The sequence below is a fragment of the Candidatus Accumulibacter aalborgensis genome (assembly GCF_900089955.1).
Taxonomy (GTDB): Bacteria; Pseudomonadota; Gammaproteobacteria; order Burkholderiales; family Rhodocyclaceae; genus Accumulibacter; species Accumulibacter aalborgensis.
Genome location: NZ_FLQX01000102.1, coordinates 59,850 through 82,868, shown reverse-complemented (window position 1 = coordinate 82,868; position 23,019 = coordinate 59,850). Strand labels below are relative to the sequence as shown.

Sequence of the window (23,019 nt, the reverse complement as noted above, 5' to 3'; positions counted from 1 at the left end):
GGGGCCTGGCAGGCGCGCACGCGTGATGTCAAGGCTGGTGCCCCTCAATCCACCGTTCTGAGCACCTCCTTCGCCCCGCAGTAGAGCTCGCGCAGGTCTGCCTCGCCGAGTTTGAGCAGGCGCAAGCACGAACTGCCGAGCTTTGTCCATTCTTCCGTGCGACTGCCGCCGGTAAGCTTCTGGACGATGTGCTCGGCCGTTTGGCTGATGGCTACCAGGTGGCGGCTGGCCGCCGGTAACCCGGAGTCGAAGAGGTCGATTGCCGACTGGTCATGGTGGTGGCGGATCGCCAGGCAGATTTCTTCGGGCAACCACCGGTTTTGCGCCAGCATGCAGCCGATCGTGGCGTGATCGGTCGGGAAATCCTGTTGTTCGACCGTGGTAAACGCGAGTTCGCTATCGGCATTGGCCCGCTCCAGCGTTTGTCGGTAGACCGGAAAGCGCAGCAGCAGCATGGCAATTCCGCAGTCGCGAAACAAGCCATAGGTATAGGCGTCGTCGGCACGCAGGCGAGGGGTTTGTGACTGCTGCGCGAGCCAGCCGGAGAGTGCAGCAATCTGCGCCGAAGCGCCCCAGAAACGATCGAGTTGGCCGTTGTTCGGGAAAGCCTGACGCAGGCTGATGGCGGCGACTGCCCGGCAGGTGACGTCGAGACCCAGCAGCAACAGCGCATCGTGCACAGAACGAGCCCGGTTGCGAAGACCGAAGTAAGGAGAATTTACGGTCTTGATCAGGCCGGCCGCCAGGCTGACATCGACGCTGATCAACTGGCCGACGCGCTTGAGATTCGGCGTGTCGCTGTTCATCTCGGCCTTGATGCGGTCGATGATCAGCGGGCGCGGCGGGATCTCCAGATCCTTTAGCGCCTGTTCCAGAACCCGGTCCACGGCCGGCTGCTCGTTCAGGGTCTCGTCGGTCATTTCAGTCATTTTTCTACTCTCTGCTTCATCCATGCCAGCAACGCCGGTTCGGGCATCGGTCGGGCGTGATAGAAACCCTGACTCGCATCGACGCCCGCTTCGGCCAGTGCAAGCAATTGCTCGCGGGTTTCCACCCCCTCCGCGACCACCGTCATGCCCAATTCCCGGCCCAGGCGCGTCATCGCCTTGACGACGGCAAAGGAGCGCCGGTCTTCCGGCAAAACGCCGACAAAGGACCTGTCCAGCTTCAGTTTGGTAGCCGACAGGTCTTTCAGATTGGCCAGGCAGGAGTAGCCGGTGCCAAAGTCGTCGATCGCCAGCCCGACGCCGACTTCGCGCGCACGACGCAGATTGGCCTGGACGGTTGGCGAAAGATCCATGAACAGGGACTCGGTCAGTTCAAGTTCAATGAGCTCCGCTGGCACATCGACACAAACCAAAGCGCCGTGCAGGGCCGGCATGAACTTTGGCGAAACCAGTTGCGCACGCGAAACATTGATCGCCATTTTGGTCGGCGTCCCCTGCAGGCGTAGACGGGCCGCGCAGCGGGCGCCCTGGAGCAGGCTCCATTCACCGAGACGAACGATGAGTCCGGTCTTTTCAGCGACGGGAATAAAGCGGTCCGGGGCGATCTGCTGCCCCTTGAAGTTACAGCGCATGAGCGCCTCGACCGCCTCGACCCGGCCATCCAGTCCGATGATCGGCTGGAAGTGGAGGTCCAGGCACCCGCACTCCAGGGCAGCATGCAGTGCGCTCTCGATCAACAGCTCCTCGCGCGCCAGTTGCACGCCAAGGCGCCGGGTCAGCAGTTCGTCGCCCGAAATCACCAGACGATTGCCGCCTTGACGCTTGGCGCCGATCATCGCGCGATCGGCGCGTTCGAGCCAAGCTAGCGCGTCTTCGCCGACCTGGTTGATGGCCATGCCGATGCTCGCCGACGGATAGATCAGGAGTTGGTCGACCTGCAAGGGCTGCCGGACCTCGACCAGTAACTGGCGAGCAAGCTGTGCGGCAGCGGCCCGGTCAAGGTCGGGAAGCAGCAAGACGAATTCGTCACTGCCCATGCGCGAAAACTCGCACTGAAGGCGAACGACTGAACGGATACGTTCGGCAATGCGGGCGATGAAACCATCTCCAGCCGCATGTCCGAATGATTCATTTACCTGCCGAAAGCGGTCAATATCCAGCCAGATGGCGCCCACGGGTGCCCCTCGGGCGCTGGCCCCGGCCACCAGCACGACGGCCGCCTGCAGACCAGCCGTCCGGTTGAGGAAGCCGGTGATGGGATCGAGCAGATGATTCGCGGCAGAGATCGTTTCGAAGTACCGGGCGGGGCGTTCTTCTGACCGAGGGTCGTGCTGGTCGCTCATGGCGCAGCTTCCTGATGATGGCGAATTCCGGTTGCCCTGATCGGCTGGCTTGAGTAAGGCAGCTTACGCAGCAGCGCCGAAAAACACTTGACCCGACGCGCCTTCCGCATGACCATTCGTGCCAGCACGCAATACAAGCCCTCGGGGAGCCTCATGCCATGCTGAAAACGGAGAGTACGCTGGCCAGCGTCTGGCTGATCCTGTTACGTCTCGTCGAACTGCACGGCATCGACCCGCAGCGCTTCTTGCAGGAAGTCGGTGTGCGGCCGGAAGCGCTGCGCGATATCCGGGCGCGCCTGCCCAGCCGATTGGCTGATATCGCCTTTTCCAAGGCCGCGGCGCAGATTCCCGATCCGGCATTCGCTTTGCGCGCCGGCGAATGCTGGCACCCCTCCAACCTCGGGACAATGGGTTACGCCTGGCTGTCCAGCCGAACACTGCATACCGGGCTGAAGCGGCTGGAGCGTTTCGCCCGCATCGTCGGCAACCGCGCCAGCTATTGCTGTGTCGACAAGCCGGCCGGTCTGCACGTCGTCTTCGACCACGGGCGCGACGATGGGCCGATTGCTCATTTGATCACCGATTTCACGCTGTCCATGCTGCTCAACATGTGCCGAACGAATTTTGGCAGCCAACTGAATTTCCTTGCCCTTCGGCTGCGCCGGCCGGAACCGGCCGACCCGCAACCCTGGCTGAGATTGTTTGGCTGCGCTGTGGAGTTCGGCGCGGTCGAGGACAGTTTCCTGCTCGACCGCGACACCGTCGATGCGCCGCTGCCGACGGCCAACATTCCACTGGCCAACACCTTCGACAAAATCCTTACCGAGCAACTGGCCCATCTTTTCGACGACGACATCGTCAGTCGCTGCAAGACGCACCTGTTGCGACAACTGACGTCGGGGCCGCCGTCGGCGCAAGAGACGTGCACCGCCCTTGGCATGAGCCAGCGTACCCTGCAGCGCAAACTGGGCGAACTGGGCCTGACCTACCAGAGCCTGTGCGACGAAACGCGCCACGAACTCGCTCGTCGCTATCTCGACGATCCCGGCAAATCGGTGACCGAAGTCACCTTCTTGCTCGGTTTTTCCGAGCAAAGCGCCTTTACCCGGGCCTTCAGGCGCTGGAGCGGCATGTCACCGACCACCTATCGCTACAGCCCGGCCGTGTAGAGCGGCGGCAGGCAACCACGCCGGCGCGCAGGCATGCTAGCGGGCGTTCAGAGGGGTCTGCTCAAGGTGTTGCCGAGCGAACCTCGGGCGGTCCCCTGGTCGTTGATTCTGCCCCTTCTCGCTGCGCCCTGACGAACTGCCCAAAGTCGTACGGCAGCCGCGTCTGTCTGATATTATTGAGACTCCCCCGTGCCGGGGGGTTACGACCGGGGCGTCCGATCGCAGCACCGGTCCGGAAAGAATGCCGGTCGCTCGCCGGCACCCGATCGGGGTCCAGTGATCACCACAGAACGCGTGGTCCGCAAGACGGGATCATTCGCACCCAGGATTCCGAGAGGCCGATCGGGCAGCGCGCTGCTCTATAGGCCAAGACATTCAGCCCCCACGAGGGACCCATGGACTCTGCTGAACCGGATGACGTCTTCATCAGCTATGCCCATGCCGACAACGGCATCGCCCTCGGGACGTCGAGCCCGATGGGCTGGGTGACCGCGCTGGCGGCCAATCTCAATGAAGGACCCAACGTCTTCAAGAAGTGTATCTTCATCGACCATCAGCTCAAGCCGGGCGACCAGTTCAGTGACGACTTGCTGGTCAGGGTAGGGCAAAGCCGGTTGCTGGTCCTCTTGCTGTCGCAGAACTATGTCGATTCGCAATGGTGCGGCAAGGAACTCGAGCACTTCGTCCGCACCCATGCCGACGACCCCGAGAAACCCGCGGACGTCTACGTCGTCGAGATTTTTCCCTTCGAACGCCTCACCTCCGTTCCGCCGATCATCCAGGCGCTGCGCAAGCGGCTGATTCATGCAAAATTCTGGTATCAGCCGGCCAATGCCGCGTCACCAGTGCTATCCGGTTACCCGAGTCCGAAGGACAGTGGCCCGGAGGGCGCGGCCTACTACTGGAGCGTTCTCAACGAACTGCGGGTGGCGATCGACAGCCGGCTGCGCGCCTTGCGCGCGGCGGGGGTGGAGGCGAGGGCCGCCGTCGCGCGACTGGGTACGGTGTTGCTGGCCGATACCACCGAGGATCTTGAACGGCAACGCATGACCGTCAAGCTGGCGCTGGAGCCGGAAGGCATCGTCGTTCTGCCTGAGGGCGACTACATCGGGTTGACCGCGCAGGAGTTCGAGACGGCAATCAGCGCCGACCTCGAACGCTGCGACCTGTTCGTCCAACTGCTCTCGCCCACCGTCGGTCGCAAGGGCAGAGGCTTTGCGGCGCCGCTGCCGCAGCTTCAGTTTCAGCGCGCCCAGCAGGCGCGGCTGCCGATCATGCAATGGTGCGAGCAGTTGCCCGTCGAGGGTCAGATCGATGACCCGGAGCACGCCAGGTTGTTCGACACCGAATTCCTGCGCGTCACCCACCTGGCGGGTTTCAAGAGCGAAGTGGTAGACCGCGTTCGCGCCGAAAGAGCACGGCGCGAACGCGTCGCGGCCGCTGCGCAAGCGGGGCCCGCCGTGGCCAGGGCGCACCGCAAGCTGATCTTTGTCGACGACCTGGCCAGTGTGCCGGATCTGAGTAACCGGCTGCGCGCCATCATTCGCGAGCAGCACTTCGAAGTGCGCGCCCTGCCGCCGAGCGCACCCTTGGGCAACAACGGCGTCGATGTCAAGGAAGTGCTGCGGCTGTGCCGTGCCGGCCTCACCATCTACGCCGACCGCAGCAAGTACGCCACCGCCTACAACCGACTCGTCTACTTCCTGAACCAGGTCGCCGAAAACAGCCTCGAAGTCGAGCGCTGGGGCGTGTACCTCGAACAGGGCACCGTGGCCAGCGAGTTCGGCATCGAGTCAGACGACGTGGTGGCCGTCGACGAGCGTGGCCTCGGCGACTTCCTCGGCCAACTGTAGACCATGAAGCGCATCACCCTCACGCTGCCCGCGCCCTACGTCGGCCTGCGGCCGTTCGCCGAAAGCGAATCGCTGCTCTTCTTCGGCCGCGAGCGGCATGTCCGCGACCTGCTGGCCAGTCTCGACAGGCAGCAGCGCTTCACCGCGGTGCTCGGCGCCTCGGGCACCGGCAAATCGTCGCTGGTGCGCGCCGGTCTGATTCCGGCACTGCACCGGGGTGCGCTGCACCCGCCCGGCGGCAGCGAGGCAATGCCACCGCAGCACTGGAACGTCTGTATCTTCCAGCCCGGCGATTCCCCGCTGGCCAACCTGTCGCACGCCTTGACCGACGATGCCCGCTGGACCGACAGCGCCGATCGTGCCACCGCGGTCTCTTCCCTGGCCGCTGCACTCGGCGCCAGCTCGCTGGCGCTGGCCGACTTGTACCGGCAAAAGGCCGGGCGCTTCGCAGGCGAATCGCTGTTGCTGGTGGTCGACCAGTTCGAGGAGATTTTCCGCTACCGGCAGAAGAACCCTGACGAAGCCGACAGCTTCATCACGCTGCTGCTCCGTTCGGCCGGCGAAGCGCTGCCGATTTACGTCGTGATGACCATGCGCTCGGACTTTCTCGGCCACTGCGTGGCCTTCCACGGCCTGCCCGAGGCGATCAACAGCGGCATCTACCTGACGCCCCGACTCAGCCCGGAGCAGATCAGGTCGGTCATCGTCTCACCCCTGGCTCTGGTCGGCGGCAGCATCAACGCGGTGCTGGCCAACCGCATGATCAACGCGCTGGGCGGCGATGACGAACTGCCCATTCTTGAACACGCGCTGCTGCGCATGTGGCAGCGTGCGCGCTCCATGGGGCGCAGCGAAGTGGGCGTAGACGACTTCGAGACCATCTGCGCGCCGCGCCGCGTCGACCAGGGTCCCGGCACGACGCAGCACGCGCCGATGTTGTCATATGCGATCGACAACCATGCCGGGGAGATTTATGGCGCGCTGACCAACGAGCAGCAGTGCATCGCGCGGCAACTGTTCCTCGCTCTGGTGGAACGGCGTGAAGGCCGCGAATTGCGTCGGCCGCAGACGATGCGCGAGCTGCTGCCGCTGATACCAGAAGACGGGCACAGCGCCCTGCGCACGGTGATCGACGCTTTCCGTGCCGACGACGCGGGCTTCGTGCTACCACGCGCCGGGCGACCGATCAACGATGACGATCTGATCGACATCAGCCACGAGAGCCTGTTTCGCCAATGGCAACTCTTCCGGCAGTGGCTCACCGAGGAGGGCCACGACGTCGCCGAACTCAGGGAGTGGCGACAGCGAGCGGCGCGCAGGCAAAGCGAAGGCGGTGGCTGGCTCGACGAGAATGACTGTCAGCGCGCGCAACGCTGGCGCCTGCGGGTCATCGAGCGGACGCATCCGCCGGCCTGGGCCCAGCGTTACGAAGGGGCCGCGGCGTACGCGCTGATCGACGAATACGTTCAGACGAGCATCGACCGGGTGAGGGAGGACAAGGCACACGACGAGGCTCTGCAGCGGCAAGCCGGGCAAGAGCGCACCGCGCGCCTCGAGGCCGAGGCCCTGTTGCAACGCGAGGCGACGCAGCGCGCCGAAGCCGAGAAGCAGCAGGCGGTCGCCTTCAACAAGGTGCTGCGTCGCCGCAGCCGTGTTGCGATCGTGGTGGGGAGCATTGCGGTAGCCTTGGCTCTTGTCGCCGTGGTCCTCGGGGTGCAGGCCAACAAGGCCCAGAAGCAGGCCGAGGCGCTGGCGCGCAGGGCTCTGGCCAGCGAGCTGTCGGCCATCGCCGAGGGCCTGGGCAGGGAACATCCGGACGAGAGCGTGCTGTTGGCCCTGGCGGCGCGCACGATCGCTGCGGCCGCCAAGGCAGACACCATCGTGCGCGCAGCTAGTGACACCTATCCGTACAGCCGGATACTGCGGGGCCACGCGGACGCTGTATCGGTGGTGCAGTTTTCCGCCGATGGCAGGACGGCGCTCACCGCCAGCGACGACAGCACGGCGCGCTTGTGGGATCTGCTCAGTGGCCGCGAGCTGCACATTCTCCGCGGGCATGAGGGCCAGGTCTCCAGCGCGCACTTCTCGGCCGATGGCAAGGCCGCTCTGACCGCCGGCGACGACAGCACCGCGCGCTTGTGGGACGTGAGCAGCGGCCGCGAGCTGCACGTTCTGCGCGGGCACGAGGGACCGCTCTGGAGTGCCCGGTTTTCCCCTGATGGCCAGACCGTGCTGACCGCCAGCGACGACCACACGGCGCGCCTTTGGGAGGTGGCCAGCGGCCGCGAGCTGCGCGTCCTGCGCGGCCATCGGGGCCCGGTGCGGGACGCGCAATTTTCCGCTGACGGCAGGACGATGCTGACCGCCAGCGACGACACGACCGCGCGCTTGTGGGACGTGAGCAGCGGACGTGAGCTGCGGGTGTTCCGCGGGCATCAGGGATCGCTCTGGAGTGCCACCTTGTCCGCCGATGGCAAGATGGCTGTCACCGCCAGCTACGACCAGACCGCGCGGTTGTGGGATGTGGTCAGCGGCCGCGCGCGACAGGTTCTGCGCGGCCACGAGGACTCGGTCCGCAGCGCGGAGTTCTCGGCCGATGGCAAGACTGTTCTCACGGCCAGCCGGGACAAGACTGCGCGTCTGTGGGACGCGCTCAGCGGCCGCGAGCTGCACGTCCTGCGCGGGCACGAGGGCCCGGTCTGGAGCGGCCGCTTTTCCGGCGATGGCAAGACTGTTCTCACGGCCAGTCGGGATCGGACCGCGCGCCTATGGGACGTGGCCAGTGGGCGCGAGCTACGGGTTCTGCGCGGACATGAGGGTGCGGTCTGGCGCGCGCAGTTTTCCGCCGATGGCAAGAACGTGCTCACGGCTGGCTCCGACCGGACGGCGCGGCTGTGGGAGGTGCAGAGAGACCACGAGCTGCGCGTCCTCCGCGGGCATCAGGGCGAAGTCTGGAGCGCGCAGTTTTCCGCCGACGGCAAGACTGTGCTTACCGCCAGCAGCGACCTTACCGCGCGGCTGTGGGACGTGGCCAGCGGCCGCCAGCGAGGCGTCCTGAGTGGGCATCAGGGCCCGGTCCGGACGGCCCAGTTTTCGGCCGATGGCAAGACGATCATCACCGCCAGCGAGGACAACACCGCGCGCCTGTGGGACGTGGCCAGCGGCCGCGAGCTGCGTATTCTGAGCGGGCATCAGGGCCCGGTCCTGGGCGCGCAGCTTTCACCCGACGGCAAGACGGCGCTCACCGCCGGCTCGGACCAGACCGCGCGGCTGTGGGACGTGGCCAGCGGCGGCGAATTGCACACTTTCCGTGGCCATCAGGGTCCGGTTTTGAGCGCGCGCTTTTCCGCCGATGGCAAGACCGTGCTCACCGCCAGCCAGGACAAGACCGTGCGGCTGTGGAATGTGGCCAGCGGCCGCCAGTTGCTGGTTCTCGACGGGTTCGAAGAGCCAGTGGTCAGTGCGCAGTTTTCCCCCGATGGCACGACGGTGCTCACCGCCAGCGAGGACCATACCGCGCGCCTGTGGGATGTGGCCAGCGGCCGCGAGTTGCCTGTTCTGCACGGGCATGAGGGAGCGGTGCGCAGTGCGGACTTCTCGCCTGATGGCAAAACGGCGCTCACTGCCGGCGACGATCAGACCGCACGGCTGTGGGATGTGGTCACCGGCCACGAGCTGCGTGTTCTGCGCGGGCACACGGGCCCGGTGCGCAGCGCGCAGTTTTCGGCCGACGGCAAGACGCTGGTTACCGCCAGCGACGACAGGACCGTTCGCTTCTGGCGCTGCGACGAGTGCCGTCCGATCGATGAGATCGCCGCCGAAGTGGCCGCTCGCGTGGGGCGCGATTTGACCGAACAGGAACGACGCCGGCTCGGCGTGCCTGACTCCTTGTCGTTCAAGGCTAGAATGACGGTTTCGCACCACCTGGCATCTCCCTGATGGAGCACCCTGGTTCAACGCCGATCTCGACTCCGACTCCGACCACGGACGAGATCCCTGCACGGCACCCCCTCCCTCGGCCAACGCGCCTGCCGCTGTATCTGGCACTTGCCTACGTCGTTCTGATCGTCTACGCCAGCCTCGACCCTTTCGCCAACTGGCGCGACCTGGGTGTTTCTCCGCTGGCGTTTGTCGACGCCGCGTGGCCTCGCTACTGGACGAGCTTCGACCTCTCGGTCAACGTCGCCGCGTACATGCCGCTCGGCTTTCTGTGGGCGCTGACGCTGCGTCACTTACCCGGCCGCTGGACGCCAGCACTCGCCGCCCTGCTGCTGGGCAGCCTCCTCAGCCTGTGCATGGAAGCGCTGCAGACGTATCTCCCGTCGCGCGTGCCATCGAACCTCGATCTGGGATGCAATTCCGCGGGCACCGCCATCGGCGCCGTGCTCGCGATCTGGAACGGCAAGCTCATCTTCCGGCGCATCGGCCAGGTTCAGCACGAAGTGCTGGCGCCGATACCGCACGCCGAACTGGGACTGGTCCTGGTCGGCCTCTGGCTGCTGACCCAATTGTCGCCGGAAACCCTGCTCTTCGGCACCGGCGACCTGCGCGGCGTTCTCGGCCTGACGCCGGCCGTGCCCTATGCCGCGCCGTCATTCTTCGTCCTTGAAACCGGCGTCATTGCCTGCAACACGCTCGTCATCGGCCTTTTTGCCCGCACCCTGGTGGCCGACCGGAGCTCCCCGCATCTCGTGCTGCTCGCCTTGTTCGTGCTTGCCCTGGCGGTCAGGACGCTGGCTGCCGCCGTCCTGCTTGCCCCGCAGGACGCGCTCGCCTGGCTGACCCCCGGCGCTCAACTCGGCCTGCTGATCGGTGGCGCGATGCTCTCGTTCATGTTGCTGTTACCGGCGCCAATCCGTATCGCTCTGGCGGGCGTGGCGCTGATGGCCGGCACGGCGCTGGTCAACCTGACGCCACCCAATCCATACTCTGAATTGGCGCTGACGACGTGGCGCCAGGGGCACTTCCTGAACTTCAACGGACTCACGCGCTGGGTGGCGAGCCTGTGGCCGTTCGTCGCCCTGCCCTACCTGACCGTTCTCGGACGACGCCTGTAGTCGGTGCCTCCGTGCCTCCGTGTCAGCCGCCGGCCGCGTCCCGGCGCGCTCGCATCTGCAACTCCCAGGCCGCCAAAGATGGTGCGCGTTGCTCCAGTTCCCGCGCCAGCCGTCCTTCCAGCCGTTCGAGAAGCACCATGTCCTCGGCGCCGACCGTCAAGGGGTAAACCGACTGCAGATGCACAACGAGATCACCGGTCCCAGCCCCCCTTTTGCCCGGAAAGCCCCGCCGCGGCAAGCGGTATTCAAGCGAGTGCTCGGGGTGCGGGCGAAGTTCGAGGGTGGCCGTTCCGGTCAAGGTCGGGACCTCGATGCGGCCACCACAGAGCAGGCGGAAGACACTCACCGGCAACTGGCAATGCAGGTCACGCCCGCGCAGTTGGAACAGCGGGTGCTCGGTGAGCCTGATCTCGAGGTACAGGTCACCGGCCATGGCGGTTGCGCGGTCGGGAGGCAAAGGCGCCTGCCGCGCCAGGCGCAGACGCTCGCCATCGACCAGGCCCGCCGGCACCGTCACCGCAAGCGTGCGCGCTTCGCTGCGCCAACCGCTGCCGATGCAATCCGGGCAATCGGTTTCGCGCAGATAGCCGCGCCCGGCGCAGCCTTCACAGCGGTTCGTTCCGCCGCCGTCGCGAGCGACGCGCCCGCAGCCGCTACAGCGCGGGCAAGGCACCAGGTGAGTATGCCGCAGCTTGCCATTTCCGTGACAGGTGGAGCAGCGAACGCTATGGACCTGGTCTACCGCCTTCCGGCAACCCTGCGCGGCCTCCTCAAGCGTGAGCGGCAGCACCTCCAGCCGGTCATCAGCGGCGCCGGCGGCGGCGTTGGTCGCCTGCGTCGCCGTGTCAGCCTGCGCCTGCTGCCATTCGGCCATACGCTGCTGATCGAGAAACAGCGTGTAGGCCTCGTTGACCCGTCTGAACTGGGCCTCGGCAAGCGCCGACGGATTGCGGTCGGGGTGCCAGTGCATGGCCAGGCGGCGGTACGCCTGCTTGACTTCATCGAGCGATGCCTCGCGGTCTACGCCAAGGATCGTGAACGGGTCGTCGCAAATAGTCATCGAGTCATGGAATCATGGACTTGGCACTGTGGGAGTCGGGCGGGATCGACGCGTCAAGGAACAGGACAGGATAGAAGACGGCATAGACGACAGGCAGCCCGAATTTTACGCCATCAACCCGACGTGGCAGCGCAAAAAAAGAGCCAATTCGCCAACCCAGCCATGCTTCGTCCGGCTACGCTCGCCCGACAGGCGAATCAGGGTAAAATCGAGCGCCGCAGCAAGCCACCCACCAGGAGGACCCGTTCCCGTGAGCCACTTCAGACACCATGTCTTTTTCTGCTGCAACCAGCGTGGCGAAGGCGAGACCTGCTGCAACAACGCCGGCGCGACGGTAGCCCAGACCTACGCCAAGGATCGCATTGGCGCACTGAGGCTCAAGGGGGCCGGCAAGGTGCGCATCAACAAGGCCGGCTGCATGGACCGCTGCGACGAGGGCCCGGTGCTCGTGGTCTATCCGGAAGCGGTCTGGTACACCTACGTAGACCACGAAGACATCGAGGAAATCATCCAGGAGCACCTGGTGCACGGTCGCATCGTCGAACGGCTGCGCATCTGATGAGACTACAGGCAGAACAACTCCTGATCGATGGTCCGGTCGGCAAGATCGAAATGATCGTCGACAATCCCGGCGCCCCGCGCGGTATTGCCTTGATCAGCCACCCGCACCCGCTGTTCGGCGGCGGCAATACCAACAAGGTGGTGCAGACGCTGGCACGCACCTTCACTCATCTCGACTACGTCGCACTACGCCCGAATTTCCGTGGCATTGGCCAGACCGAAGGCGTGCACGACGACGGCCGCGGGGAGACCGAAGATCTGCTCGCCGTACTGGCTGAAGCCAAGTGCCGCTATGGGAATCTGCCGGTCGCGCTGGCCGGCTTCTCCTTCGGCGCCTATGTGCAGACGCGGGTCGCCGAGACGCTCCAGGAAACCGGCCATCCGGCGCAACGACTGGTCCTCGTCGGCACGGCATCGGGATTCGTCGAAGGAGCACGCCTGTATCGGACCAAGGCCGTGCCGCGCGACACCATCGTCATCCATGGCTCGGACGATACCACCGTACCGCTGGCCAACGTCATCGAGTGGGCCAAACCACTGGAGTTGCCGGTGATCGTCGTCCCCGGCGCCGATCACTTCTTTCACCGTCGTCTCCATGTCATCCGCGAGATCGTCACCCGCGCCTGGCGGTACTGACGTCCACCGGACGCCCATACTCGGCTTGCCGAGCACTTCCCCGGCAATGTGTTTGACGGCCATCGCCGCTGCCTGCCTCAAGTCATCAATATGAGATGCGTCCATACGAAAAGTATTTCCCGGTATGTACGCGCGCGTACATACCTGGTTCACGGAAGTGCCGACAATAGCGGCATACCCAACGCTAACGGCCACCGCCGTCAGCGTTGGGTATGCCGCCAGACTGCTTCGGCCGCGCATCATCAGCCTGCTTCAGCGCAGCTCCGAAGCCGCCAGGTCTGGACGCCGCTTTCGGTCCACGCAACTCAATCAACGAGGCACCCATGAATGCAATTTCGAGCAACGCCCTGGTGCTGGCCGGTGCGATCCTCACCACCCCAGTTGCCGCGCAGGTCACCTTTTACGAGCGGGAAGGCTTTGCCGGCCGGTCGTTCACCACCGAGGAGGGGATCGGCAACTTCGAGCGCTATGGCTTCAATGACCGTGCCTCGTCGGTGGTGGTGCTCCGCAACGCTTGGGAAGTCTGCGAGGATGCGCGCTTCAGCGGTCGGTGTGTCGTTTTGCGTCCGGGCCGGTATCCATCGCTGGCTGCGATGAGTTTGAACGACCGTGTCTCATCGGCGAGGACCGTCAGCAGAAACTCGCGCACTGATGCCAGTCGTTATGCAGCCGCTCCGCCAGCAGCCTACGACAACGACCCGGCGGTACAGGTCACGTTTTTTGAATATGAAGGCTTTGCCGGCCGTTCTTTCAGCACGCAGGAACAGATCGGCAACCTCGAGCGCCATGGCTTCAATGACCGTGCCTCATCGGTGGTCGTCTATCGCAACTCGTGGGAGATTTGCGAAGACGCGCGCTTCAGCGGTCGCTGCGCCATCTTGCGTCCAGGCCAGTATCCGTCGCTGGCTGCCATGGGCTTGAACGACCGCGTTTCGTCGGTGCGGGTGGTGAGCAGGGGCGCCGGCATAGATGACCCCCGTTACGCGCCCCTTCCGGTTGCCTCCTACGACGACCACCGGCGCGACCGCGAGCGACTGTATGAGGCGAGGGTCACTTCGGTCCGCGCCGTGCTTGGCCCTGCTGAGCGCCGCTGCTGGGTCGAGCAGGAACAAGTCGTTGAGGATCGAAGCGGCGCCAATGTTCCGGGTGCAATCGTTGGGGCAGTGATTGGCGGCATTCTCGGGCATCAGGTCGGTGGCGGCCGCGGTAAGGATATTGCCACTGCCGGTGGCGCCGTCGCCGGCGCGGCGCTGGGCGCCAGCGTCGGTCGCGACGGTGGTGCCCAGCAGGCGCATACCCAGGACGTCGAACGTTGCGCAAGCGTGTCCTCCCCAGGCGCACCCGCCTATTGGGAGGTCACCTATAATTTTCGAGGCCAGGAGCATCACGTTCAAATGAGCGCTCGCCCTGGAGCGACAGTAGCCGTGAACGAACGGGGTGAGCCCCAGGCGATAAGGCCCTGACACGGCCGTTTTGATATAGTCGGACTTCGTCCGTGACGAGGCTGACGCAGACTTGCGGCGCGAAGGTGGCTTAAGTCAGGACGAGGATATCTTCGCGCCAGTCAGCGCGGCCTTGAGGAACCGCTGGAAGTGGCTGGCGATCAACCTGTTCACCGCCTTCATCGCTTCGCGGGTGATCCACGGCTTTCGCGAATCGATCACGCTGCTCAAGTTGGGCCGCGACCCGGCTTTCGGTTCGAGCATGTCGATCACCGCCTGGACCGACAGCGGCGGCTTTTTCATCTTCCTCGCCCTGGCAACCGTCTTCCTGCTCCGTTGAGCCCATTAGGCGACAATGGCCAAAAATGATTGCCAATTCGGCTTGACAAGCGCCAGTCCAAATTGATAGTCTCCGCGCTTCTTCGTTTCTGGAGGCCTTAACTTGGGCAGTTGTTCGTCTGGCAGTTGTCGACACGTGGTCGACGTCACCTTGGCGAGTTAACGCAGGTTAGTCCCCTGCCGCTTCCCGTCCAGGGAGTGCGGCGTCAGCCTGGTCCCGTCCTGGGACCTGTCGCTTACTTACACACTGCAAGAATCGTAACGCCGTAGCGGGCGCTTGCCTGCTGCGCACGTTTTCGCGCGCGCCTGTTCAGGCGGCGCACCGTTTCGTGCGCAACAGGCCGCGTCCACGACGCCGGTCGCTGGCCCGCGTCGTTTTACGGCATGTACTTCCATCAGCTTGCTTTCCGCCGTATCAGCGGCGACAGGAGGTAACTCATGCTCTTCTTCGCATCATTTCTTGGCCAGGCGGTCCGTGGCAAGACCGACGAGATCATCGGCCGGCTCGACGACGTGATCGTCCGCGTTGGCGACGAGCTTTACCCGCCGATCACTGGACTCGTCGTCCGTGACCGGCGACAGCAGTTCTTCGTCCCCGCCAGCCGGCTGGAATCATTCAACGGGGCCATCCAGCTCAGCTCGTCGACGGTCAGCCTGCGGCGCTTCCGGCGTCGTGACGGCGAGATCCTGCTCGGCAAGGACGTACTCGACCACCAGATCATCGACATCAGCGGCCGCCGAATCGTGCGCGTCAACGACGTTCAGCTCGCCCAGATAGAACGTGTCTACCGGCTTGTCGGCGTCGACATCAGCGCCAAGGCGCTGCTGCGCCGACTGGGCCCGCGCTCGCTGGCGCATCGCGTCGTCGGACGGCAGGTGATCGACTGGCAAGAAGCGCAGTATCTGGTCAGTGACGCGCCGGTGCAACTCAAGGTCTCCTACGACCGTCTCTCCGAGATGAACCCGGTCGATCTGGGACGGATCGTCGACGCGCTCTCCTTCCGCGAGAGCGCCGACATCGTCGCTGCACTGGACGACGAGACCGCCGCCGAGATTCTCGAGGAAGTGAGCGACGAGCGGGTCGCCGACCTGCTGGAGGGGATGGACGAAGAGCGCGCTGCCGACATCCTCGAGGAAATGGCCCCCGGCGCCGCGGCCGACGCGCTGGAGGACCTCGACAAGGAAGTCGCCAACCGAATCCTGGCCAGCATGGAGCCCGAGGAGGCGGCCGAGGTCCAGGAGTCGCTGGCCTACGATGAAGACAGCGTCGGCCGGATCATGCAGCCTGACTTCGTGCGCATCCGCGAGGGTGCGACGGTCCGCGATGCGCTGACGCTGTTGCGCTCGCTCGAAGAAGTGCCCGACCCGCTGCTGGCGATCTATGTCGTCGCCGAGCGTCCCGCACCCGCCGAAGACAGCGCAGACTTGCCCGACGAAGATCGGCTGGTGGCGCTGCGCGGCATCGTCCGACTGCGCAGCCTGATCATCGCCAACCCGGAGACACCGCTGGCCGAGATCATGGAAGACAATCTGCCGACCGTCAGCCCAGACGACCGCGCCGAAGACGCGACGCGCGTACTTGCGGAATACAACCTGCTCGCTATTCCTGTGCTCGACGACGCCCAGCGCATGATCGGCATCCTGACGGTGGACGACGCCATGGCGGTCCTGCTGCCCGAGATCTGGCAGCACCGCCAGCGCGAGCGCGTATTTGGCTAGCACCCGAGGTCAGCAAACCCCCGGGACCGAGCCGGGCCCCCTCTGATATATCCTGACAGCGCTGCGGCGCTGGGAAAGCGAGAAAAATAATGACCACATTGAATCAGACCAGCAGCAAGGTTGACTACTCGGCGGCGCCCGGGCATGACCGCCCGCGACGCAGGAGCCTGTGGGTCTATCTGGCGGCGATGGGCCCCGGCCTGATCGCCGCGAACGCCGGCAATGATGCCGGCGGCATCGCAACTTACGCGTCCGCAGGTGCCTCGTATGGCTATGGTTTCCTGTGGGTGATGGTGGTCATCTTCTTCTTTCTCGGGGTGGTGCAGGAAATGTTCGCGCGCCTGGGCGCGGTGACCGGCAAAGGCTTCTCCGACCTGGTGCGCGAGAATTTCTCGCTGCGCATGACGGCGTTCATCCTGCTTTCACTGCTCATCGCCAACTTTGGCGTCATCGTCACCGAGTTCGTCGGTATCGGCGCTGCGGCAGAGCTGTTCGGAGTCAGCCGCTATATCGCCGTGCCGGTCTCCGCCGCGCTGCTCTGGTTACTCATCACACGCGGCTCATATAACCGCGTCGAAAAAGTTTTCCTCGTCCTGACGCTGGTCTTTCTGGCCTACATCGGCGCTGCTTTCCTCGCCAAGCCCGATTGGCACGTGGTGCTCAGCGAAACCCTTCGGCCGCACATCGAGGAAGATCCAGCGTATCTCAATTTGCTGATCGCCTTGATCGGGACGACGATCACGCCGTACATGCAGCTCTACGTCCAGTCTTCGACGGCCGAAAGGGGCGCCAGACCGGAAGACTATCGCTTGACGCAGGTCGATGTATGGAGCGGCACTTTCTTTGCCGTGGCGATCTCGGGATTCATCATCATCGCCACCGCCGCGACGCTTTTTCCGATCCACAAGGAAGTCGAGACCGCCGCCGATGCGGCGCTGGCGCTGGCCCCGATTGCCGGCCAATACGCCAGCTATCTGTTCGCCGTCGGTCTGCTCGGCGCCTGCCTGCTGGCCGGCGCGGTGTTGCCGCTGTCGACGACCTACGTGATGAGCGAAGCCGCCGGTTTCGAGCGTGGCGTCTCGCGCTCATGGAGCGAAGCACCGGTCTTCATCGGCATGTTCACCGCGCTGCTGGTGCTCGGCGCGGCCGTCGCGCTGATTCCCGCCCTGCCGGTCATTCCCGTACTGCTCGGCGTGCAGGTGCTCAATGGAGTGCTGTTGCCGATCGAGCTGTTCGCGGTGCTGCAGTTGATCAACAATCGCGAGCTGATGGGCGACTACGTGAATAGCCGGCTCGGTAACGTGATGACCTACACTATCGCCATGATCGTCAGCCTGCTCTCGGTGACGCTGATCCTGAGCACGGTGCTCGACTGGTTTGACGTGAAACTGTTGGGCGGATAAGCACGGAAGGAGCGAAGACTGGCGATTCCCGGCGTCCTGGTGGTCCGCCTGTCGCGTGTCCTGCCGGCGCCGGAGATCGAAAAAAATATGGGCATGAACCTTAAGCCTGGGTTAATGCCTCCAGCACACCATAGTCCTTGGTGCCTGGCTCTGCGTCGGGCGCCGAGAAACGATTAGGCGTAAGGAATTTACCCATGAGTCAAGGAAGTCCAGATCAACAGCCGGAACGTTACCGGGAATTTGAAAGTGCCGAGAAATACAACAGCAAGTTCGTGAAGCCCAAAGGCGTACGCCGTTTTTCCCATTGGCTGGAAGCTCGCGCCGTAGAGCGTGCATTGAACCATGTCAGTGGCGCAAGTGTGCTGGACTGTCCGTGTGGAACGGGACGTATCGACGGACTGCTGCGCGGCAAATTCAGCAAGGTAGTAGGACTCGACAGTTCAGAAGCGATGCTGGCTGTCTATCGTCAGGCAAACCACGAACGTATCGGTCAACAAGGAGATGCGTTTGCGCTGCCGTTTGCCGACGGCGAGTTTGAGTGGGTCGTGTGCCATCGGCTGTTGCACCATTTTTCCCAGGATGACGATCGCGTCCGACTGTTGAAGAGCCTGGCACGAGTCGCCAAAACGGGGGTTGTCGTGTATGCCTGGCTGGACACCCCGTTCAACAGCCGCCGCAGCTCGCGTCGACAAACGCTGGCGCGCGATCATCTGCGGCCATTGTTGGACGCCGCCGGCCTGACGCTGGAAAAAGTCTACTTTGCTGCCTGGCCATTCCAACCGAAGGCGGAGCTGGTTTGCCGGAAAAAGTAAGCCACTCGCGGGTCAGCACAACCGGGGAACAGGGAGATCGCCTAGCGCCACGGACACGCCACCGGCTAGACTGACGCAAGTCAGGAGCCATTTCATGCCGGCTACGGCGCATCATGAATTGGCTGCAGCCGAAACGAAATCCTGCACAATGGCACCCTTTTCAATCGTCGCCGCCATTTCGCGGCAGGAAGATCCAGGAATGTCGCATCGCCGTGCCGTCGCACTGATGGTCCTGGTCACTCTGTTGTGGAGCATCGCCGGGGTGGTCTCGCGCCATCTCGATACCGCGGGCAGCTTTGAGGTCACCTTCTGGCGCAGCCTGTTCAACGCGCTCGCCCTGAGTGTGTTGCTGACCGCAATGCGCGGGCCAGGACTCTGGCGCGGTCTGGCGCGATCCCCCTGGCCGGTCTGGTTCTCGGCCGTTTGCTGGTCGGTGATGTTCACGGCGTTCATGCTGGCGATCACGCTCACCACGGTGGCCAACGTACTGGTGACGATGGCCATCGGGCCCTTGATCACCGCCTTGTTCACCCGGGTTTTCCTGCACCACCGGCTGCCGGCCAGAACGTGGCTGGCCATCGCTCTGGCCGGCGTGGGCATCGGCTGGATGTTCGGCCAGGAGGCGCGCAGCGGACTGTCGCTGGCCGGAACCATCGTCGCTCTGGCCGTACCTCTGGCCGCCGCGCTCAACTTCACGACCCTCCAATATGTCAGTCATCGCCGGACTGACGCGCAGCACGGCGTTGGCCAGGACATGCTGCCGGCTGTACTGATCGGCGCCGCGCTGTCGGCCGTGTTCACCTTCCCGATGGCTTATCCGTTCCAGTCATCGGCGCACGACCTCGCCCTGCTCGCCCTGCTCGGCGCCGTTCAACTGGCGATTCCCTGCCTCCTGGTGGTGCGCCTGTCGCGCGTCCTGCCGGCGCCGGAGATTGCGCTCCTCGGTCTGCTCGAAGTGGTTTTCGGAGTCACCTGGGCGTGGCTCGGCGCCGGCGAGCAGCCGGCAGCGAGCACGCTGACCGGCGGCACCCTGGTCCTCGGGGCACTGATCGCCAACGAGGCGCTGGCCATGCGCGGGCGCGGCGCGAGCGGGCAGCCTCAGGCGGCGCCCCGATCCTGACCTACAATTGACGTAGAATCACGCCCGTGACTACCCTGCTCGTGTTGACCAATCTCCCCGATCGACCTTCCGCCGAAGCACTGGCACGCGAGCTCGTCGAAGCACGTCTGGCGGCCTGTGTGAACGTTCTCGCGCCGTGCCACTCGGTCTTCCGCTGGCAAGGCGTGCTCGAAACCGCCGACGAGGTACCCTTGTTGATCAAGACGACCAGCGAACGCTACGCCGCGCTCGCAGCGGCGATCCGCAGCCGCCACCCTTACGAGTTGCCGGAAGTGATCGCGTTACCGATCGTAAACGGGCTGCCTGACTATCTCGCCTGGGTGGCCAGCGAAACACGTTTCCCCGACTGATCTCTGCAAGACCCTCACCATGACCCGCTGGCTGCTTCCCTTCCCGCTCTTCTTCCGGCTTGCCCTCCTTCTCCTGCTGGCTACCCTGGCGCACGCCGAGGAGTTCCTCGACCCGGCGCTTGCTTTCCAGCCGACCGCCCGCGCAGTCGACGGGCAGCACATCGAGGTGCGCTTCGCGATCGCCAGGGGCTATTACCTTTACCGTGACAAATTCCGTTTCGCCGCCGAGCCGGCGACCATCGCCCTCGGCACGCCGGCGCTGCCGCCGGGCAAGGAGAAACGCGACGACACTTTCGGCAAGGTCGAGGTTTACTATCACTCGGTCACCGTCGTCCTGCCAGTCGAGCGCAACAGCTCTGGACCGCTGCCGCTGACGCTGAAGATCACTTCACAGGGTTGCGCCGACGCCGGCATCTGCTATCCGCCGCAGCAGCAGAGGCTCAGTCTGCAACTACCTGACCCAGCGCCGGCGCCGATCGCCACTGCGCCGGCGGGCCAGGAGGCGGCCGCTGACGAATCCGGGCGCATCGCACAGTTGTTCAGGAACAGCGGCTTCTGGCTGCTGGTCGGCAGTTTCTTTGGCTTCGGGGTGCTGCTGTCGCTGACTCCCTGCGTCTTCCCGATGATCCCCATTCTCTCGAGTATCATCGTCGGCTCCGGGCGCGACGGCCACGGCGTCTCGCACGCGCGCGGCTTTTCCCTATCGCTGGCCTACGTCCTGGGCATGGCCATCACCTATGCGGCGGCCGGCGTCGCCGCTGGCCTGACCGGCACGCTGCTGGCCACGGCGCTGCAGAATCCCTGGGTCCTGGGTGGCTTCGCGACGGTTTTCGTCGCCCTCTCGCTGTCGATGTTTGGTTTCTACGAACTGCAACTGCCAATCTTTCTGCAAAGCCGGGTGTCGGAAGAAGCCAGTCACCTCAAGGGCGGATCTCTGCCTGGCGTGGCCGCCATGGGAGCCCTGTCGGCGATCATCATCGGCCCGTGTGTCGCCGCACCGCTGGCCGGCGCGCTGCTCTACATCGGCCAGACCGGCGATGCCGTTCTCGGCGGCGTCGCACTATTCTCGATGGCTCTCGGCATGGGTACGCCCTTGCTCGCCGTCGGGCTGTCCGCCGGAACGCTGCTGCCGAGATCCGGCCCGTGGATGGAAGCGATCAAGAAGGCTTTTGGCGTCGTCCTGCTGGCCACCGCTGTGTGGCTGGTTTCACCGGTCATTCCAGTGGTCGCGCAGATGCTCGCCTGGGCGCTGCTGCTGATCGTTTCGGCGATCTATCTGCACGCGATCGACCCCTTGCCGCCGCACGCCAGAGGCTGGCAGCGTTTCTGGAAGGGCATTGGCATCGTCATGCTGCTGCTCGGCGCAGCGATGCTGTTCGGAACGCTGGCCGGGTCGCGCGACCCACTGCAGCCGCTGTCGGTGCTGCGCAGCAGTAGCGCAACGAACATCGAGGCCCGGCCACTCCCGTTTACTCGCGTCCGCTCGCTGGCCGAACTGGAGGCCACGATTGCGGCTGCACGCCAACCGGTGCTGCTCGATTTCTATGCTGACTGGTGTGTGTCATGCAAGGAAATGGAGCGCTTCACCTTCGCCGATCCGCGCGTACAGGCCAAGCTGGCCGGGTGGATGCTGCTGCAGGTGGACGTGACCGCCAACTCGAACGACGACAAGGCCCTGCTACAGCATTTCAGACTCTACGGTCCGCCGGGCATCGTTTTTTTCGACAGCAGCGGCAAGGAGATCGCCGGTGTGCGCGTAACTGGCTTCCAAGACGCCGACGAATTTCTCGGCTTGCTGTCGCGCCTGGGCTAGAAACCCGCAATCCCGGAATCCCGGAATTACCTACTGAAGCGCCCCCGCCGACAGCGGCTTGCCGGCAACGAGCGACCGTGTTCCGGCTGGAAGCGTGAACTCGGCGACCGGCACCAGGCTGCGCTGGCGAACAAAACCGGCAGGCCTGGCCTTTCCCCTCAGAGGAGAGTTACTGGGCAGTCTGAACTGCAGGCCCTCAGGACCGATCAACATGGATCCGTCGACCTCCTCGTTTCCGTCATGACGACCAGGCGCTTGCGGCGAAAAGCCGCCATGGCCGACGAGCAGGTTGTTGATCGTCCACACCTCGGTCCCGGACGGCATCCGGTCGGACCAGACGTGCAGGAAGCGGCCGCCGAGCCGGTCGTCGACCAGCGTGTTGTGCGCCAGGTAGAGCGCGTTGTCGGGCCAGTGCGGACCCTCGGCGCCATATGAAATCAGGTCCCGATTGTCCGTCGTGGCGCTCTGGCCGATGATGTTGCCGATCACCCAGGCCAGCCCGCCGTTCGGAAACTCCAGTTCGTATGAAGCCCGGCTGCCCGCACCGTCGACGATCAGGTTGTAGAGGATCGAACTCTCCCGTGCGCGGGACTTGATCAGGTGTCCCAGAAAACCCTGCTGAAAGCGGCTGCCCCTGACGCTCAGACGAGCGATCGTGCCAGCGTAGAGCAGATGATGCAGGCTGCCGGCGTGCTTCGGCGCAGCGCCAAACTCGCTGTCCTCGACCTCGAGCACCGCATCGACATCATTGCCGGTCAGGATGCCCATCTCGTTGTCAAAGAACGCGCAGCCGACGACTCTCAGATGGCCTTTTTCGAAGCGAATTCCGGCGCCATTGCCATCCGGCACACGCACGCCGCGAAATTCGATGTTCTCGATCAGCATGTCGGCGTTGCGCACTACCCACAGTGCCTTGCCCTGCGCACTGTCACCATCGGCGATCAGGAGCGGGCGCTTGCCCACTCCCCTGATCGTGACCCTGCCTTGCGTCCAGACGATGGACTGCTGCCGGTACTCCCCCGGCATGATCTCGATGGTATCGCCGTCGCGCGCGATGCGGGCCGCTTCCTGGATGCTTCGGATCTGTTCCCGCGGACCGACGACCAGGGTCCTGCTGCTGGCCACAGCGCTCGGGGCTTTCCTTTCGCGAGCCTTGCCCGCTGCGCTTTCATCCCTGGCGGCAGCCGGACCGTCAGCCTCCTGTGCTGACGGTGAGTGAGCGCTGGGAGACGTTCTGACTGCCTCCAGCCGACCGTTTTCGTTGCGCCGGATGACGCCCAACTCTTCGGGCGCCGGCGGCAGCACATTGTCAGAGTGCGCTGCGCTGGCGAAGAGGCCCAACGCAAGGGCCACGGCGAGGAATCTGGCGATACCCACAAGTCATTCCCCGAGTGG

Annotated in this window: 17 protein-coding genes and 1 pseudogene; 14 read left to right on the top strand and 4 right to left on the bottom strand. The window is 64.6% G+C overall.

What is annotated here, in order from left to right:
* Nucleotides 1-44: 44 nt before the first annotated feature.
* Both ACCAA_RS08440 and ACCAA_RS08435 read right to left on the bottom strand, forming a co-directional pair.
* Nucleotides 45-929 carry an HDOD domain-containing protein gene (locus tag ACCAA_RS08440; RefSeq protein WP_186406798.1) on the bottom strand — a complete coding sequence of 295 codons (885 nt, stop codon included), beginning with the start codon at nt 927-929 and terminating at the stop codon, nt 45-47.
* Complete coding sequence (locus ACCAA_RS08435; RefSeq protein WP_186406797.1) at nt 926-2,290, bottom strand: putative bifunctional diguanylate cyclase/phosphodiesterase; 1,365 nt, start codon at nt 2,288-2,290, stop codon at nt 926-928. Before ACCAA_RS08435 ends, ACCAA_RS08440 begins: the two co-directional genes overlap by 4 nt.
* A 158-nt stretch (nt 2,291-2,448) precedes the next feature.
* On the opposite strand from ACCAA_RS08435, the gene ACCAA_RS08430 reads away from it, so the two are divergent.
* The 4 genes from ACCAA_RS08430 to ACCAA_RS08415 all read left to right on the top strand — a co-directional run bounded on the left by ACCAA_RS08430 (nt 2,449) and on the right by ACCAA_RS08415 (nt 10,369).
* Nucleotides 2,449-3,459, top strand: coding sequence for an AraC family transcriptional regulator (locus tag ACCAA_RS08430; RefSeq protein WP_186406796.1), 1,011 nt, complete (start codon nt 2,449-2,451; stop codon nt 3,457-3,459).
* A gap of 395 nt (nt 3,460-3,854) precedes the next feature.
* The gene (locus ACCAA_RS08425; protein WP_186406795.1) at nt 3,855-5,312 is read left to right on the top strand and encodes a toll/interleukin-1 receptor domain-containing protein; all 1,458 of its coding nucleotides are present in this window, start codon (nt 3,855-3,857) and stop codon (nt 5,310-5,312) included.
* A gap of 3 nt (nt 5,313-5,315) precedes the next feature.
* Nucleotides 5,316-9,251 (top strand): NACHT and WD repeat domain-containing protein, encoded by a 3,936-nt coding sequence (locus ACCAA_RS08420; protein WP_186406794.1) that lies wholly within the window; start codon nt 5,316-5,318, stop codon nt 9,249-9,251.
* The gene (locus tag ACCAA_RS08415; RefSeq protein ID WP_186406793.1) at nt 9,251-10,369 is read left to right on the top strand and encodes a VanZ family protein; all 1,119 of its coding nucleotides are present in this window, start codon (nt 9,251-9,253) and stop codon (nt 10,367-10,369) included. Before ACCAA_RS08420 ends, ACCAA_RS08415 begins: the two co-directional genes overlap by 1 nt.
* A gap of 22 nt (nt 10,370-10,391) precedes the next feature.
* On the opposite strand, the gene ACCAA_RS08410 is transcribed toward ACCAA_RS08415, so the two are convergent.
* A complete protein-coding gene (locus ACCAA_RS08410) occupies nt 10,392-11,429 on the bottom strand; it encodes a DnaJ C-terminal domain-containing protein (RefSeq protein WP_186406792.1) in 1,038 nt (345 codons plus the stop codon).
* A gap of 250 nt (nt 11,430-11,679) precedes the next feature.
* Here ACCAA_RS08410 and ACCAA_RS08405 point away from each other — a divergent pair, with 250 nt between their 5' ends.
* From ACCAA_RS08405 to dsbD, 10 genes and pseudogenes are all read left to right on the top strand, one after another.
* Nucleotides 11,680-11,988 (top strand): (2Fe-2S) ferredoxin domain-containing protein, encoded by a 309-nt coding sequence (locus ACCAA_RS08405; RefSeq protein ID WP_186406791.1) that lies wholly within the window; start codon nt 11,680-11,682, stop codon nt 11,986-11,988.
* On the top strand, nt 11,988-12,626 hold the full coding sequence (locus ACCAA_RS08400; RefSeq protein WP_186406790.1) for an alpha/beta hydrolase: 639 nt from the start codon (nt 11,988-11,990) through the stop codon (nt 12,624-12,626). Before ACCAA_RS08405 ends, ACCAA_RS08400 begins: the two co-directional genes overlap by 1 nt.
* Nucleotides 12,627-12,949: 323 nt before the next feature.
* Nucleotides 12,950-14,089: a beta/gamma crystallin-related protein gene (locus tag ACCAA_RS22445; protein ID WP_186406789.1), complete on the top strand. Its 1,140-nt coding sequence runs from the start codon at nt 12,950-12,952 to the stop codon at nt 14,087-14,089.
* A gap of 22 nt (nt 14,090-14,111) precedes the next feature.
* Nucleotides 14,112-14,408, top strand: a pseudogene (locus ACCAA_RS08390) (hypothetical protein); the annotation flags it as partial.
* Nucleotides 14,409-14,845: 437 nt separating this feature from the next.
* The gene (locus tag ACCAA_RS08385) at nt 14,846-16,126 is read left to right on the top strand and encodes a magnesium transporter MgtE N-terminal domain-containing protein (protein ID WP_186406787.1); all 1,281 of its coding nucleotides are present in this window, start codon (nt 14,846-14,848) and stop codon (nt 16,124-16,126) included.
* 89 nt (nt 16,127-16,215) lie between these two features.
* The gene (locus tag ACCAA_RS08380) at nt 16,216-17,529 is read left to right on the top strand and encodes an Nramp family divalent metal transporter (RefSeq protein WP_186406786.1); all 1,314 of its coding nucleotides are present in this window, start codon (nt 16,216-16,218) and stop codon (nt 17,527-17,529) included.
* A 194-nt stretch (nt 17,530-17,723) separates the two neighbouring features.
* Nucleotides 17,724-18,341, top strand: a complete 618-nt coding sequence (locus ACCAA_RS08375; protein WP_186406785.1) for a class I SAM-dependent methyltransferase — start codon at nt 17,724-17,726, stop codon at nt 18,339-18,341.
* Nucleotides 18,342-18,540: 199 nt separating this feature from the next.
* Nucleotides 18,541-19,461 carry a DMT family transporter gene (locus ACCAA_RS08370; protein WP_186406841.1) on the top strand — a complete coding sequence of 307 codons (921 nt, stop codon included), beginning with the start codon at nt 18,541-18,543 and terminating at the stop codon, nt 19,459-19,461.
* 26 nt (nt 19,462-19,487) lie between these two features.
* Nucleotides 19,488-19,811: a divalent-cation tolerance protein CutA gene (gene cutA, locus ACCAA_RS08365; RefSeq protein ID WP_425394469.1), complete on the top strand. Its 324-nt coding sequence runs from the start codon at nt 19,488-19,490 to the stop codon at nt 19,809-19,811.
* A 19-nt stretch (nt 19,812-19,830) separates the two neighbouring features.
* Complete coding sequence (dsbD, locus tag ACCAA_RS08360) at nt 19,831-21,624, top strand: protein-disulfide reductase DsbD (RefSeq protein ID WP_186406784.1); 1,794 nt, start codon at nt 19,831-19,833, stop codon at nt 21,622-21,624.
* Between the two features lie 30 nt (nt 21,625-21,654).
* Here the strand turns inward: dsbD and ACCAA_RS08355 are convergent, their stop codons facing one another.
* On the bottom strand, nt 21,655-23,001 hold the full coding sequence (locus ACCAA_RS08355; RefSeq protein WP_186406783.1) for a right-handed parallel beta-helix repeat-containing protein: 1,347 nt from the start codon (nt 22,999-23,001) through the stop codon (nt 21,655-21,657).
* Between the last annotated feature and the right edge of the window lie 18 nt (nt 23,002-23,019).

Excerpts from the sequence above, each read along its gene's own strand:
- ACCAA_RS08425 (WP_186406795.1), top strand. The coding sequence starts at position 3,855 with ATGGACTCTGCTGAACCGGATGACGTCTTCATCAGCTATGCCCATGCC.
- ACCAA_RS08400 (WP_186406790.1), top strand. The coding sequence starts at position 11,988 with ATGAGACTACAGGCAGAACAACTCCTGATCGATGGTCCGGTCGGCAAG.
- ACCAA_RS08430 (WP_186406796.1), top strand. The coding sequence starts at position 2,449 with ATGCTGAAAACGGAGAGTACGCTGGCCAGCGTCTGGCTGATCCTGTTA.
- ACCAA_RS08375 (WP_186406785.1), top strand. The coding sequence starts at position 17,724 with ATGAGTCAAGGAAGTCCAGATCAACAGCCGGAACGTTACCGGGAATTT.
- ACCAA_RS08435 (WP_186406797.1), bottom strand. The coding sequence starts at position 2,290 with ATGAGCGACCAGCACGACCCTCGGTCAGAAGAACGCCCCGCCCGGTAC.
- ACCAA_RS08370 (WP_186406841.1), top strand. The coding sequence starts at position 18,541 with ATGTCGCATCGCCGTGCCGTCGCACTGATGGTCCTGGTCACTCTGTTG.
- ACCAA_RS08415 (WP_186406793.1), top strand. The coding sequence starts at position 9,251 with ATGGAGCACCCTGGTTCAACGCCGATCTCGACTCCGACTCCGACCACG.
- ACCAA_RS08440 (WP_186406798.1), bottom strand. The coding sequence starts at position 929 with ATGACTGAAATGACCGACGAGACCCTGAACGAGCAGCCGGCCGTGGAC.
- ACCAA_RS08410 (WP_186406792.1), bottom strand. The coding sequence starts at position 11,429 with ATGACTATTTGCGACGACCCGTTCACGATCCTTGGCGTAGACCGCGAG.
- ACCAA_RS08385 (WP_186406787.1), top strand. The coding sequence starts at position 14,846 with ATGCTCTTCTTCGCATCATTTCTTGGCCAGGCGGTCCGTGGCAAGACC.
- dsbD (WP_186406784.1), top strand. The coding sequence starts at position 19,831 with ATGACCCGCTGGCTGCTTCCCTTCCCGCTCTTCTTCCGGCTTGCCCTC.
- ACCAA_RS22445 (WP_186406789.1), top strand. The coding sequence starts at position 12,950 with ATGAATGCAATTTCGAGCAACGCCCTGGTGCTGGCCGGTGCGATCCTC.
- ACCAA_RS08420 (WP_186406794.1), top strand. The coding sequence starts at position 5,316 with ATGAAGCGCATCACCCTCACGCTGCCCGCGCCCTACGTCGGCCTGCGG.
- ACCAA_RS08380 (WP_186406786.1), top strand. The coding sequence starts at position 16,216 with ATGACCACATTGAATCAGACCAGCAGCAAGGTTGACTACTCGGCGGCG.